The organism is Streptomyces sp. NPDC005492, from assembly GCF_040605995.1.
In the GTDB taxonomy this organism is placed as follows: Bacteria; Actinomycetota; Actinomycetes; order Streptomycetales; family Streptomycetaceae; genus Streptomyces.
In genome coordinates this window covers 19496-32890 of sequence record NZ_JBEXDX010000035.1, presented here as the reverse complement: position 1 = coordinate 32890, position 13395 = coordinate 19496, and the positions used below count along the sequence as shown (strand labels likewise).

At 71.8% G+C, this 13395-nt stretch carries 9 protein-coding genes and 2 tRNA genes; 9 read left to right on the top strand and 2 right to left on the bottom strand.

From position 1 onward, the window contains the following. The first annotated feature begins 186 nt into the window (after positions 1 to 186). From ABZT04_RS33905 to ABZT04_RS33875, 7 genes are all read left to right on the top strand, one after another. On the top strand, positions 187 to 1395 hold the full coding sequence (locus ABZT04_RS33905) for an acyl-CoA dehydrogenase family protein (RefSeq protein WP_356061052.1): 1209 nt from the start codon (positions 187 to 189) through the stop codon (positions 1393 to 1395). Beyond that, positions 1392 to 2369 (top strand): bifunctional MaoC family dehydratase N-terminal/OB-fold nucleic acid binding domain-containing protein, encoded by a 978-nt coding sequence (locus tag ABZT04_RS33900; protein WP_356061049.1) that lies wholly within the window; start codon positions 1392 to 1394, stop codon positions 2367 to 2369. The genes ABZT04_RS33905 and ABZT04_RS33900 overlap by 4 nt, the downstream gene beginning before the upstream one ends. A gap of 1 nt (position 2370) precedes the next feature. Then, on the top strand, positions 2371 to 3480 hold the full coding sequence (locus ABZT04_RS33895; RefSeq protein ID WP_356061047.1) for an acyl-CoA dehydrogenase family protein: 1110 nt from the start codon (positions 2371 to 2373) through the stop codon (positions 3478 to 3480). A gap of 14 nt (positions 3481 to 3494) precedes the next feature. Beyond that, complete coding sequence (locus ABZT04_RS33890) at positions 3495 to 3890, top strand: MaoC family dehydratase (RefSeq protein ID WP_356061150.1); 396 nt, start codon at positions 3495 to 3497, stop codon at positions 3888 to 3890. Continuing rightward, positions 3887 to 5077, top strand: a complete 1191-nt coding sequence (locus ABZT04_RS33885) for a lipid-transfer protein (protein WP_356061045.1) — start codon at positions 3887 to 3889, stop codon at positions 5075 to 5077. Before ABZT04_RS33890 ends, ABZT04_RS33885 begins: the two co-directional genes overlap by 4 nt. Positions 5078 to 5193: 116 nt before the next feature. Further along, a complete protein-coding gene (locus ABZT04_RS33880) occupies positions 5194 to 5817 on the top strand; it encodes a SigE family RNA polymerase sigma factor (protein WP_356061043.1) in 624 nt (207 codons plus the stop codon). A 108-nt stretch (positions 5818 to 5925) separates the two neighbouring features. Beyond that, positions 5926 to 7602 (top strand): long-chain fatty acid--CoA ligase, encoded by a 1677-nt coding sequence (locus ABZT04_RS33875; protein ID WP_356061041.1) that lies wholly within the window; start codon positions 5926 to 5928, stop codon positions 7600 to 7602. An 18-nt stretch (positions 7603 to 7620) separates the two neighbouring features. Here the strand turns inward: ABZT04_RS33875 and ABZT04_RS33870 are convergent, their stop codons facing one another. Further along, entirely contained in the window at positions 7621 to 12147 is a 4527-nt protein-coding gene (locus ABZT04_RS33870) for a PAS domain-containing protein (protein ID WP_356061039.1), read from the bottom strand. A 175-nt stretch (positions 12148 to 12322) separates the two neighbouring features. Continuing rightward, on the bottom strand, positions 12323 to 12793 hold the full coding sequence (locus ABZT04_RS33865) for an SSI family serine proteinase inhibitor (RefSeq protein WP_356061037.1): 471 nt from the start codon (positions 12791 to 12793) through the stop codon (positions 12323 to 12325). A gap of 168 nt (positions 12794 to 12961) precedes the next feature. On the opposite strand from ABZT04_RS33865, the gene ABZT04_RS33860 reads away from it, so the two are divergent. Beyond that, positions 12962 to 13052: transfer RNA gene (locus ABZT04_RS33860), tRNA-Ser, on the top strand. A 204-nt stretch (positions 13053 to 13256) separates the two neighbouring features. Further along, positions 13257 to 13329, top strand: a tRNA-Arg gene (locus tag ABZT04_RS33855). The last annotated feature ends 66 nt before the right edge of the window (positions 13330 to 13395 follow it).

Sequence of the window (13395 nt, the reverse complement as noted above, 5' to 3'; positions counted from 1 at the left end):
GACACGTCTGCGCGGTGGTGCTTCGGTGCCGCCGCGCAGGCGTTTTTCGTGTGCCACGCGCGCGTGTCCTCGACCGGGTCCTCCGCGGGAACGACTGTGTGGGAACGACCTTGACAGTGCTCCGTATCTGACGGACAGTCAGAAACCCTCACCCTCGCCCGTACGACGCCCCGGAGGTCCGCCGTCGTGCACCTCGCCCCCACCGAACGCCAGCAGCGGCTGCGCGCCGAACTCCGTACGTACTTCACCGCGTTGATGCCGGACGGACCACCCCGCGCGGACGACCCCCGGGGGCAGCGGGCCCTGCTGCGCCGTATCGGCGGCGACGGCTGGCTCGGCCTCGGGTGGCCGGTCGAGTACGGCGGTCAAGGGCGCGGCGCGGACGAGCAGTTCGTCTTCTTCGACGAGGCCTACCGCGCGGGAGCACCCGTCTCGATGGTCACCCTGAACACCGTCGGACCGACCCTCATGAAGTACGGCAGCGAGGACCAGAAGACCGCCCTCCTGCCGGGCATTCTGCGCGGGGAGTTCGTCTTCGCGATCGGCTACAGCGAACCGTCGGCAGGCACCGATCTAGCGTCGCTGCGGACGTGGGCGGTACGTGAAGGTCAGAGCTGGCTGATCGACGGGCAGAAGATCTTCACCTCCAACGCCCACAACGCCGACTGGATCTGGCTCGCCTGCCGCACCGACCCCGAGGCCCCCAAGCACCGCGGTATCTCAATCATCCTCGTCCCGACCGACGCGCCGGGCTTCTCGTGGACGCCGATCGAGACGGTGGGCGGGCAGCGGACGACGGCCACGTACTACGACGGCGTCCGGGTTCCGGCGGGCAACCTCGTCGGCGCGGAGAACGAGGGCTGGTCGCTCATCACCAACCAGCTCAACCACGAGCGCGTCGCCCTCGCCGCGACCGGCATGCAGGCCGAGGACTTCTACTCGGCCGTGCTGACCGCCGCCCGCACCCCCGACCCGGTGACGGGGCGGCGCCGGGTCGACGAGCCGTGGGTGCGGGCGCAGTTGGCCGAGGCGCATGCCCGGCTGGCGGCAACGCGCCTGCTCAACTGGCGTCTGGTGGGCGATGTGGGGGCGGGCCGACTGGCGCCCGGCGACGCGAGCGGCGTGAAAGTGGCGGGAACCGAATCGACGGTGGCGGTGTACCGGATATGTCAGCACGTCGCCGGCATAGATGGTCCGGCCGGACCGGGCGGACCGGACGCGTCAACAGGGCTGGCAGGACTGGTGCGTTCGGGGTCGCCGGGCGTTTTCGGGGACGGCGAGCTGGAGCGGTTGAACAGGGCGGCGCAGATCAACACCTTCGGGGGCGGGGTGAGCGAGGTGCAGCGGGAGATCGTCGCGACGATGCGGCTCGGGATGACGAGGGGGCGGCGGTGAGCGGGACGGGCGACGAGCTGGGGGCGCGGCTCAAGGCGTACGAGGGGCGTGCGGCCGCCGTCGCCGGCACGGGCAAGGACCGGGTCAACGAGCCGATGATCCGGCACTGGTGCGAGGCGATGGGCGACACCGATCCGGCGTACGCGGGCCCGGACGCCATCGCCCCGCCCACCATGCTCCAGGCCTGGACCATGGGCGGTCTCTCCGGACACACGGGACGCACGGAGGCCTACGACGAGCTGTTCGACCTCCTCGACGAGGCGGGCTGCACCTCGGTGGTCGCCACCGACTGCGAGCAGGAGTATCTGCGGCCCCTGCGGCCGGGGGACGAGATCACCTTCGACGCGGTGATCGAGTCGGTGTCGGACCGCAAGACGACGAAGCTGGGCACGGGGTACTTCGTCACCACCCGCATGGACGTCCGGGTGGGCCAGGACCTCGCCGGCACCCACCGCTTCCGCATCCTCAAATACGCCCCCGCGCGACAGAAACAGCAAGGGAAACAGGACGGGAAACAGGACGGGAAACAGGACGGGAAGCAGAGCGGCAAGGGGGCGCGTGCACGGCGACCTCGCCCCGTCGTCAACCGGGACAACGCCGGCTTCTGGGAGGGCGTGGAGCAGCACCGTCTCCTCATCCAGCGCTGCACGGACTGCGGAACACCGCGCCACCCCTGGCTGCCCGGCTGCAACGCCTGCGGCGGGCCGGACTGGGACACGGTCGAGGCGAGCGGCGAGGGGACGGTCTACTCGTACGTGGTGATCCACCACCCGCCCTTCCCCGCCTTCGACCCTCCGTACGCGGTGGGGTTGGTCGAGCTCGCCGAGGGCGTGCGGATCGTGAGCAACGTGGTGGGGGTGCCGTACGACAAGGTCCGCATCGGGTTGCCGGTACGGCTGGAATTCCAGCGGTACGACGACGAGGACGGCCCGCTGGTGCTCCCCGTCTTCCGCGCCCAGGGCGGGGTGGGCTGACATGGACTTCACGCCGACCGAGGAACAGGCGGCGGCCCGTGACCTGGCCGCCCGGATCTTCGGCGACCTCGCGACACCGGAGCGGCTCACGGCGGCCGGGACGGCCAGCGACCCCGAGCTGTGGAAGGCCCTGTGCGGGGCCGGACTGGTCGGCGCCGTAGAGGAGCTGGGCCTGCTCGGTCTCGTCCTCCTCCTGGAGGAACAGGGGCGGACGACGGCCCAGGTGCCTTTCGCGTCGACCTGCGTGTACGGGCTGCTGGCGGTGGCGGCGCACGGATCACCCGAGCAGCGCGAGCGGTTGTTGCCGGGGATCGCGGACGGGTCGGTGGTGGTGTGCGGGGCGTTTCTGGCTCAGGGGGGTGTACGGGCCTCTGAGTGGGGGGAGTTGAGCGGGACGGTGCCTGTCGTCCCCTGGCTGCGTGATGCCACGCATGTCCTTGTCGCCGACGATCGGCGGAGGTTGTGGCTGACGCCGGTCGCGGACGGGACGCACATCGAGGCGGTTGAGCTGACGGCGCCTTGGTCGGCGGGGCGGTTGACGCTCAACGGGGCATCGGCGGAGCGGCTGGGGGCGAGGGACGCTCACGTCGGTGACGAGGTCCAGCAGTCTCCCTCCTCCTCTTCCTCCCCCTACGCCGACGTCCTGGCCACCGCCCGCACCGCGTTCGCCGGTCTCCAGGCCGGGGTCTGCGCGGGCTCGCTCGCCCGGGCCGTGGCGCACACCAACACCCGGGAGCAGTTCGGGCGCCCGCTGGCCACCCGCCAGGCGGTCCAACTCCGTGCCGCGGACGCGCACATGGACATCGAGGCGATACGCGTGACGGCGTACGAGGCGGCCTGGCGGCGCGACGCCCAACTGCCGTACGCCATCCACGCGTTGACCGCCGCCTGGTGGGCGTCGGAGGCGGGCACGCGGGTCGTCCACACGGGCCAGCATCTGCACGGCGGCGCGGGAGCCGACCTGGAGCATCCGGTCCACCGGCACTTCCTGTGGGGCCGGCAGTTGGACGCGTACCTGGGCTGCGGAGGCGAAGTGCTGCAAGAACTGGGGGAGTTGATCGTGAACGAGGAGAGCGAAGAGAACGAAAAGAGCGAGGAGAGCGAGGGATGACAGTGGACGTACAGGTGCGGCCGGGTGCCGAACTGCCCCCGCTGGAGATCGAGATCACCCGCACCCTGATCGTCGCCGGAGCCATCGCCTCCCGTGACTACCAGGACGTGCACCACGACACGGAGTCGGCACGCCGGAGGGGCTCCCCCGACATCTTCATGAACATCCTGACGACGAACGGCCTGGTCGGTCGCTACATCACGGACCACTTCGGCCCGGGGGCGACCCTCCGCAAGCTGGCCATACGACTCGGTGCCCCCAACTACCCGGGCGACAGCATGGTGTTGACCGGCCGGATCAAGAAGGTCGAAGGAGACACCGCGACGGTGAGCGTGCTCGGGGCGAACGGTATCGGCAGACATGTGACCGGCACCGTCGTGGTCATGGTGCCGGGGGAGGCCGGGCGATGAGTACCCGCACCCGCGACACCCTCGGCGGGCGGGCCGCGATCGTCGGTATCGGGGCCACGGAGTTCTCCAAGGACTCGGGGCGCAGCGAGCTGCGGCTGGCCGTGGAGGCGGTGCGGGCCGCGCTGGACGACGCGGGGCTGACACCGGCGGACGTGGACGGGATGGTCACGTTCACGATGGACACCAACCCGGAGATCACCGTGGCCCAGGCCTGCGGGATCGGCGAGCTGTCCTTCTTCTCCCGGGTCCACTACGGCGGCGGCGCGGCCTGTGCGACGGTCCAGCAGGCGGCGCTGGCGGTGGCGGCGGGCGTCGCGGAGGTGGTGGTCTGCTACCGCGCGTTCAACGAGCGGTCGGGACGCAGATTCGGCTCGGGCGTGACCCACCGGGAGCCCTCGGCGGAGGGTGCGGCGCTCGGCTGGTCGCTGCCGTTCGGGCTGCTCACCCCGGCGTCGTGGGTGGCGATGGCGGCGCAGCGCTATCTGCACACGTACGGGCTGACACCGGAGGCGTTCGGACAGGTGGCGGTCGTGGACCGCACGTACGCGGCGACGAACCCGGCGGCGTACTTCCACGGCAGACCGATCACGCTCGCCGAGCACGCGGCCTCGCGCTGGATCGTGGAGCCGCTGCGGCTGCTGGACTGCTGCCAGGAGACGGACGGCGCGCAGGCGATCGTCGTCACGTCCGTGGAGCGGGCCCGTGACCTGCCGCGTCCGCCCGCGGTCATCGCGGCGGCGGCCCAGGGCGCAGGCCGGTCGCAGGAGCAGATGACCAGCTTCTACCGCGACGACCTGACCGGCCTGCCGGAGATGGGCGTGGTCGCCCGGCAGTTGTGGCGGACGGCGGGGTTCGGGCCCGAGGACATGGATGTGGCGATCCTGTACGACCACTTCACGCCGTTCGTGCTGATGCAGTTGGAGGAGTTCGGGTTCTGCGGGAAGGGGGAGGCGGCGGATTTCATGGCCGAGGAGCGGCTGCCGGTCAACACGCACGGGGGACAGCTCGGGGAGGCGTATCTGCACGGGATGAACGGGATCGCGGAAGGGGTCCGGCAAGTGCGCGGCACCGCCGTGAACCAGATACCGGACGCCGGGCGGGTCCTGGTGACGGCGGGGACGGGCGTACCGACGTCGGGGCTGGTGCTCACGGGTGAGCACCCAGGGGTAAACCCGCAGTACATGTGAGCCGCTCGTCCACCTTCAGGAGGTGGAGCCAGCCCCACCCCTACAACCTGAGGCGGAGTCTGCTTCGGGACCTGCGGCCGATCCGCCGGAGCGGCCATCGCTCATAGCGTGGAGCCATGACCACAGCAGTCTGCACCAGCGCGTCGAACGCCGCCGCAGGGCCAGCCCCCAGGGCGGCCGCACGGCCTGTCACGCGTCCCGCCGCACGGGCCTCGCAGACCCAGGCCCCGGCTCAGACCATCACGTACCCGTCGTTCTCGTCGTATGTGCGGGCCAGGCAGCCGGTGCTGCTGCGCACCGCACGGTCGCTGACCGCGAACCCGTGCGACGCCGAGGACCTGTTGCAGACCGCGCTGACCAAGACGTATGTCGCCTGGGAGCGGATCGAGGACCACCGGGCGCTGGACGGCTATGTGCGCCGGGCGCTGCTGAACACGCGGACCTCGCAGTGGCGCAAGCGCAAGGTCGACGAGTTCGCCTGCGAGGAGCTGCCCGAGCCGGAGACGGGCGTCACCGCGGAGGACCCGGCCGAGCGGCAGGCGCTGCACGACGCGATGTGGCGGGCGATCGCGAAGCTGCCGGAGCGGCAGCGGGCGATGGTCGTCCTCAGGTACTACGAGGACCTCAGCGAGGTCCAGACGGCCGAGGTGCTCGGGGTGTCCGTGGGCACGGTGAAGTCGGCGGTGTCGCGGGCGCTGGGCAAGCTGCGCGAGGACCCCGAGCTGGACCTGGTTCGATAACTCCTGTCAGTGGCAGTCGGCGACCAGATGTGATCGATCACCCGGTCCTAGTGACATACCGTGCGGTATGTGCGCAGAATCAGCGCATCCCTTACTACCGCCTAGGCAATGTCGCCCCGGGAGGACGCCGTGCTGAGCACCATGCAGGACGTACCGCTGCTGATCTCCAGGATCCTGACCCACGGGTCGACGGTCCACGGAACATCGCAGGTGATCAGTTGGACCGGTGAGGGAGAGCCGGAACGCCGTTCCTTTGCGGAGATCGGTGCCCGGGCGGCCCAGTTGGCGCACGCCCTGCGCGAGGACCTGGGCGTTGCGGACGGCGAGCGCACCGGAACCTTTATGTGGAACAACTCCGTCCACGTCGAGGCCTACTTCGCGATCCCCGCCATGGGCGCGGTGCTGCACACGCTCAACCTCCGTCTTCCGGCGGAGCAGTTGGCGTGGATCGTGAACCACGCGGCGGACCGGGTGGTGATCGTCAACGGTTCGCTGATCCCGTTGCTCGCCCCCCTGCTGCCCAAGTTGCCGACGGTCGAGCACGTCGTCGTGTCCGGCCCCGGCGACCGCACGCCCCTCGAAGGCGCTCACGCCCACGTGCACGAGTACGAGGAACTGATCGCGGGCAAGCCGACGACGTACGACTGGCCCGAGCTGGACGAACGCACGGGCGCCGCCATGTGCTACACCTCCGGCACCACCGGCGACCCCAAGGGCGTGGTGTTCAGCCACCGTTCGATCTACCTGCACTCCATGCAGGTCAACATGACCCAGTCGATGGGTCTCACGGACCAGGACACCTCGCTCGTAGTGGTCCCCCAATTTCATGTAAATGCTTGGGGCCTCCCGCACGCGACCTTCATGACCGGCGTGAACATGCTGATGCCGGACCGCTTCCTCCAGCCCGCCCCGCTCGCCGAGATGATCGAGAGCCAGCGCCCGACGCACGCGGCGGCCGTGCCCACCATCTGGCAGGGCCTGCTCGCCGAGCTGACCGCCAAGCCGCGCGATGTCTCCTCGCTCACCCAGGTCACCATCGGCGGTTCGGCCTGCCCACCCGCCCTGATGGAGGCCTTCGACAAGCTGGGCATGCGGGTCTGCCACGCCTGGGGCATGACGGAGACCTCCCCGCTGGGCACGGTCGCCCGCCCGCCGGCCGAGGCGGTCGGCACGGACCGGGAGTTCGAGTACCGGCTCACCCAGGGCCGTTTCCCGACGAGCGTCGAGGCCCGGCTCTCCGGCCCCGGCGGCGAGCGGCTGCCCTGGGACGGCGAGTCGGCGGGCGAGCTGGAGGTGCGCGGCCCGTGGATCGCCGGCGCCTACTACAACGGCCCGGACGCCGAACCCCTGCGCCCCGCCGACAAGTTCAGCGAGGACGGCTGGCTCAAGACGGGTGACGTCGGCACCATCTCGCCCGACGGGTTCCTCACCCTCACCGACCGGGCCAAGGACGTCATCAAGTCCGGCGGCGAGTGGATCTCCTCCGTCGACCTGGAGAACGCCCTGATGTCCCACCCGGACGTCACCGAGGCCGCCGTGGTCGCCGTACCGGACGAGAAGTGGGGGGAGCGTCCGTTGGCGACCGTCGTCCTCCGGGAAGGCTCCACCGCCGACTTCGAGTCCCTGCGCGCCTTCCTCGCCGACGAGGGGAAGATCGCCAAGTGGCAGCTCCCCGAGCGCTGGACGATCATCGAGTCGGTCCCGAAGACGAGCGTGGGCAAGTTCGACAAGAAGGTGCTGCGCAGGCGGTACGCGGCCGGCGACCTGGACGTCACCAAGCTCTGAACCGCGAGCGCGGCAGGGTCAGTTGGTGCCGATCCTCGCCAACAGATCCACGATCCGCGACTGGACCTCCGTACTCGTCGACCGCTCGGCGAGGAAGAGGACGGTCTCCCCGGAGGCCAGTCGCGGCAGGTCGGCCTGGTCGACGGCGGCGGTGTAGACGACGAGCGGGGTGCGGTTGAGCTGCCCGTTCGCCCGCAGCCAGTCGACGATCCCGGCCCGCCGCTTGTGCACCTGCAACAGGTCCATCACCACGAGGTTGGGCCGCAACTGCCCCGCCAGCGCCACCGCGTCGGCATCGCTCGCGGCCCGCGCCACCTGCATCCCGCGCCGCTCCAGCGTCGCGGTCAGCGCCAGCGCGATCTCCGCGTGCTCCTCGATCAGCAGCACCCGCGGCGGATGCTGCTCACTGTCGCGGGGCGCGAGGGCCTTCAACAGGACGGCGGGATCGGCGCCGTAGGCCGCCTCGCGCGTCGCCTGCCCGAGACCGGCCGTGACGAGCACGGGCACCTCGGCCGCGACGGCGGCCTGCCGCAGGGACTGGAGCGCGGTCCGGGTGATCGGCCCGGTCAGCGGGTCCACGAACAGCGCCGCCGGGAACGCGGCGATCTGCGCGTCGACCTCCTCGCGCGAGTGCACGATGACGGGCCGGTACCCGCGGTCGCTCAGCGCCTGCGTGGTCGTCACGTCCGGCGCGGGCCACACCAGCAGCCGACGCGGATTGTCGAGCGGCTCGGGCGGCAGCTCGTCGTCGAGCGGCTGCGGCCTCGGCGTGTCCGCGATCTCCACGGCCCCGCCCGGCCCGTCCAGGGGCTCGGGCCCCTCGGCCGCGTTCTCGTCCGGTGCCCCTATGGCGTACGACCGTCCGGCGCCCTCGGTCAACTGCGTGAGCCGGGACTGCCCGGCCATCGAGGGCTGCGCCTGCTCACCCTGGGGATGCGGACGCGCCCCGCCGGTGCCGGGCTCGGGCCGCGTCCCCAACTTCCGCCGCCGCCCGCCACCACCCGGCTGATGCGGCGGAGGCGTGGCGGTCGGCTGCTGCACCTGAGCCGCCTGCCGCGTGAACGGCACCCCCTGCCCCAGCGTCCGCACACTGATCGCCCGCCCCTGAGTGGAGTTGGGATCAACAGCCTCGGCGGGCAACGGCTGAGCGGCCCGCGCCTGCGCGGCGACGGGGGTGTGCGGGTTCGCCTGCGGCTCCGCGTGCGGCGCTACGGCGGGGTCGGCGCCGTTCGCCGGTACGGGGGTGCCGGGTGCCGGGGTCGGGGTCGCCTGCCCGGCGGGCAACGCCTGCTGCGGAGCCGCCTCACCGGGATGACCCTGAGCCGGACCGACGCCCTGCCCGGGGATCCCGTGCGGGGGGACGGGCTGACCGTGGGGGTCCTGCGCGGGGAGCCCCTGGGCGGGGGCGGGTTGGCCGGGGATTCCTTGAGGTGGAATCGGCTGGCCTGAGGCGCCTTGGCCGGGGACGCCCTGAGGCGAACTCGGGTGTCCGGGGATTCCTTGGGGCGGGATCGGCTGGGCCGGGGCGCCTTGGCCGGGGACGCCCTGGGGTGAGGCCGGGTGGCCGGGGACCCCCTGAGGGGGGATCGGCTGAGCCGGGGCGCCTTGGCCGGGGACGCCCTGCGGTGAGACTGGGTGGCCCGGGGTGCCCTGGGGCGCAATCGGCTGGGCCGGGCCGCTTTGGCCGGAGACGCCTTGGGGTGAGACGGGATGGCCGGGGATTCCCTGAGGTGGAATCGGCTGGGCGGGGCCGCCTTGCCCGGGAATGTCCTGAGGTGAGACCGAGTGACCAGGGATTCCCTGAGGCGGAATCGGCTGACCCGGGACAGCCTGGCCGGGAATGCCCTGGGGCGAGACCGGCTGTCCGGGACCGCCCTGTGGGACGGCCGCTTGGCCGGGGATGCCCTGGCCGGGAGTCGCCTCCGCGGGCAGCGGCAGCGGCTGGGCCGCAGGGGTCTGCCCGGCGGCGGGGAGGTTCTGCGCGGGGGCGAGCCGCATGGCGGTCCCGGGTTGGCCCGGCACCGGCTGACCGCCCGCGGACGGACCGCCGACCGGCTGAGCCGCGCCCTGCTGCCGACCCGCCTGCCCCTGCCCGGGCACCGAGGGAACGACCCCGGCCTGCGCCGGAACCACCGCGCCGGCCGCCTGGACCGACTCGGGCTGCGGCTGGGCCACGGCCCGGCGGCGGCGGCCGGTGGGTGCGTTCGCGGGGTGCGGCTGCGGCGGGGTGTGGTCCTCGGACTGGTCGTGCGGAACGGCGTCGTGCCGCCCCTCGTCACCGGCCGGCTCCGGCGTCCGGTCCGCCTCGGCCGGCGGCAGCGCGAACACCGTACGGGCGCCCGCCTCCTGCGCGGCGGCCCGCTCGGCCGCGGCCGCGAGCGCGCGCCTACGACGCCCGGTCGGCTGCCCGTCCTCGCCGGTGGAACCGTCAGAGGTACCGCCCGAGGGCAACGCGGGCGCCAGCGCCTGGCGTTCGCCGGGTGCGGGCACGCCCTGCGGCGGCACCGTCCCGCCCAGGCCGCTGCCCGCGGCCGCGGTCCCGGCGGCATGCTCGGCCGCCGTCATCACGGCACCCTCGGAGACACCCTCCGCATCCTCGTCGGACAGCTCACCGGCCGCGAGCTCCGCCGCCCGCCCGCGCCGTCGCCCCGTACCGCTGGACGCACCGTCGCCGCCCGGCTCCTCGCCCGCACGCCTTCTGCGCCGCCCGGTGGGCACCGCGGCCTCGCCACCGGAGTCGTCGGTCGCGCCGCCCGGCACCTCGCTCTCCAGGAAGGAGTCGACGGAGGACCGCCGGGCACGTCGGCGCCCGCCGCTGCCCGAGGCCTGCTCGGGCACGGCGAGTTCGGCACCGCCGCCCGCGGCCGGCACGGCGACCGCGCCCGCCCCGCCGCCGATCGGAACCTCCAGGACGTACGCGCTGCCGCTCATCCCCGGCACGTCGTGCGTCTGCAGCACACCACCGTGCGCCCGCACGATCCCGCGCACGATCGGCTCGTGCACCGGGTCTCCCCCCGCGTACGGCCCGCGCACCTCGATCCGTACGACCTCGCCGCGCTGCGCCGCCGCCACGACGACCGTGTTGTCCATGTAACCGCCCGCCGACGCGGGCGAGTTGCCGGTCGCGTCGACCCCGGCGACGTCCGCGACCAGGTGGGCGAGCGCGGTGGCGAGGAGAACGGGGTCGACCTCGGCCTCGATGGGCGGCGCGTGCACGGCGAACTGCACCCGGCCGGGACCGATCAGTTCGACGGCCCCGTCGACACCCGCGGCGACGACGGCGTCGAGCATGACTTTCGTACGCGAGACGCCCTCGGCACCTGTCTCCAGCCGCTGATAGCCGAGCACGTTGTCGATGAGCTGGGTGATGCGCGAGTAGCCCGCCGAGAGGTGGTGCAGGACCTGGTTGGCCTCGGGCCACAGTTGCCCGGCGTCGTCGGCGGCCAACGCGGCCAGTTCCCGGCGCAGTTCGTCGAGGGGGCCGCGCAGCGAGCGGCCGAGCAGCGTGAGCAGTTGCTCGTGCCGTGCGGCCAGCTCCTCGTAGCGGTCCTTCTCCCGCTCGCCGAGCGCGGCGTACCGCTCCTCGTGCGCCGCGAGCTCCTCCTGGTGCTGCTCCTGGAGTTCCTCGATCTCCGCGATGTGCTTCTGGCGCAGGGCGGTCAGCTCGGAGGCGTGCTCCTCGTCGATCCGCTCCAGCTCGTCCCGGTGCCGCTTGTCGGCGGCCTCCTTCTCCTCGGCGAGCGAGTCGTAGGGCCGCCGGTCGGTGAAGGTCATCACGGCGCCGACGAGCTGGTCGCCGTCGCGCACGGGCGCGGTGGTCAGGTCGACGGAGACCCGGTCCCCGTTCTTGGCGAACAGCACCTGCCCTCGCACCCGGTGCTTGCGCCCGGAGCGCAGGGTGTCGGCGAGCGGCGACTCCGCGTACGGGAACGGCGAGCCGTCCGCGCGCGAGTGCAGCACGAGGTTGTGCAGCTCCTTGCCGCCGAGATCGCTGGCGCGGTACCCGAGGATCTGCGCGGCGGCCGGATTGACGAGCACGACCCGTCCGTCCGTGTCCGTTCCTACGACGCCCTCGGCGGCGGCGCGCAGGATCATCTCGGTCTGCCGCTGCGAACGGGCCAGTTCGGCCTCGGTGTCGACGGTGCCGGAGAGGTCGCGGACGACGAGCATCAGCAGTTCGTCGGCGGTGTAGCCGTAGCCGTCGTAGGCCTGCTGGCCGTCTTCGAGGTTGGCGCTGGTGACCTCGACGGGGAACTCGGAGCCGTCGGTGCGGCGGGCGGTCATCCGGGTCGGCTTGGTGCGGCCGCGCGGGTCCATCGAGTCGGGGCGCCGCATGGAACCGGGGATGAGCCGGGAGTCGAACTCCGGCAGCAGATCCAGCAGTCCGCGTCCGACGAGCGCGGTGCCTGGCGCCTCGAACGCCTCCAGCGCGATGGTGTTCGCGTTGACGACTGTCCCGTTGGCGTTGACCAGGACCAACGCGTCCGGGAGCGCGTCGAGTATGGCTGCGAGGCGAGCAGCGCCTCGGGATGGCCTGCTGCTCACGAGACGCTTCCTCCCTGTTACCGCACCTTTCCGACCGCGGAGGCCATCTTGCCAACCTGCCCGCGACGTGTCACGCGAGGGAGTCTAAGGGCAGTCGTTGTGCTCGCGGAGTGAGATGAGAGGGAGGTCGCACGGTGAAGTGACGTAGAACGTGTGACCGACCGTCGTCGGCCCCCTACTGGTGGAGGTCGGGGAGCAGCGGGACCATTGCGTTCCAGCGGGAGATCTCGCAGCCGTTGCCGCGGTCGTACGTAGTGTCGACGGGGCGTCCGGCCCAGGTGCCGGTGACATGGGCGGTGGCGGGGCCGCCGTAGATCATCGTGCACATGCTGTCCGGGGGCACCGGTGCGAAGGGGTCCTTTCCCCACCGGGTGTTGCGGGTGAGGGCCTCGCACGCGCCGCTGACGTCCGGGTGGGTGCCGCCGTCGGGATGGCAGTAGAGGTCGTACGTCCCGTCGGCCGAGCCGCCCGCGTGCTGGACGGTGACGGTGAGGTGGTCGCCGCCGGACTGGTTCTCGTCATGGACGGGCGGTGGCGCGAGGGTGCGGTGAGCCGCCGGGGACGCGGTGGCGGGTACGGCGGCCAGCGAGCCGACGGTGGCGGCGGAGGCGGCGGCGATCACGAGGAAACGGTTGACCTGCGACATGACCTGACTAACGCCCGCCGCCCCCCGATGTTGCGGACCCGCCGGCCGGCGGGAACGGCTTTGCCCTGCGGGCCGACTGCCTAGTACCGTGGGAGGCGATTGGTGACAGCGCGCTCATCTGTGTCATCATCTGCACGCACCTTCCGCGCTCGCGCGGGTGGTTGTGCTGGAGGCGTCGCCTAGTCCGGTCTATGGCGCCGCACTGCTAATGCGGTTTGGGACGCAAATCCCATCGAGGGTTCAAATCCCTCCGCCTCCGCACCTCGTCGAAGCCCTGGTCACACGACCGGGGCTTCGGTCGTTCCGCAGGCTGCTCCGAAGGTCGTTTTCAGGCCGTTTCCGCAGCTCACAAGGGGTATGGCTAACGGATTTCACATGGCGGCGGCAGTCATGTAATGTTCTTCCTGTCGCCGCGAGCGGGCCGGAAGGGCCGGGAGCGGCGAAGGAAAACAAGAGAAAACAAGCACTCGTAGCTTAACGGATAGAGCATCTGACTACGGATCAGAAGGTTGCAGGTTCGAATCCTGCCGAGTGCACAGCAGGCTTAAGGCCCCGGAGCGATCCGGGGCCTTAGGTGTTTCTGGGACGTCGGTCAATGAGTC

Bases quoted from the DNA above. Each gene is read 5' to 3' on its own strand.
- ABZT04_RS33895 (WP_356061047.1), top strand. From the start codon at position 2,371: ATGGACTTCACGCCGACCGAGGAACAGGCGGCGGCCCGTGACCTGGCC.
- ABZT04_RS33875 (WP_356061041.1), top strand. From the start codon at position 5,926: ATGTCGCCCCGGGAGGACGCCGTGCTGAGCACCATGCAGGACGTACCG.
- ABZT04_RS33880 (WP_356061043.1), top strand. From the start codon at position 5,194: ATGACCACAGCAGTCTGCACCAGCGCGTCGAACGCCGCCGCAGGGCCA.
- ABZT04_RS33885 (WP_356061045.1), top strand. From the start codon at position 3,887: ATGAGTACCCGCACCCGCGACACCCTCGGCGGGCGGGCCGCGATCGTC.
- ABZT04_RS33865 (WP_356061037.1), bottom strand. From the start codon at position 12,793: ATGTCGCAGGTCAACCGTTTCCTCGTGATCGCCGCCGCCTCCGCCGCC.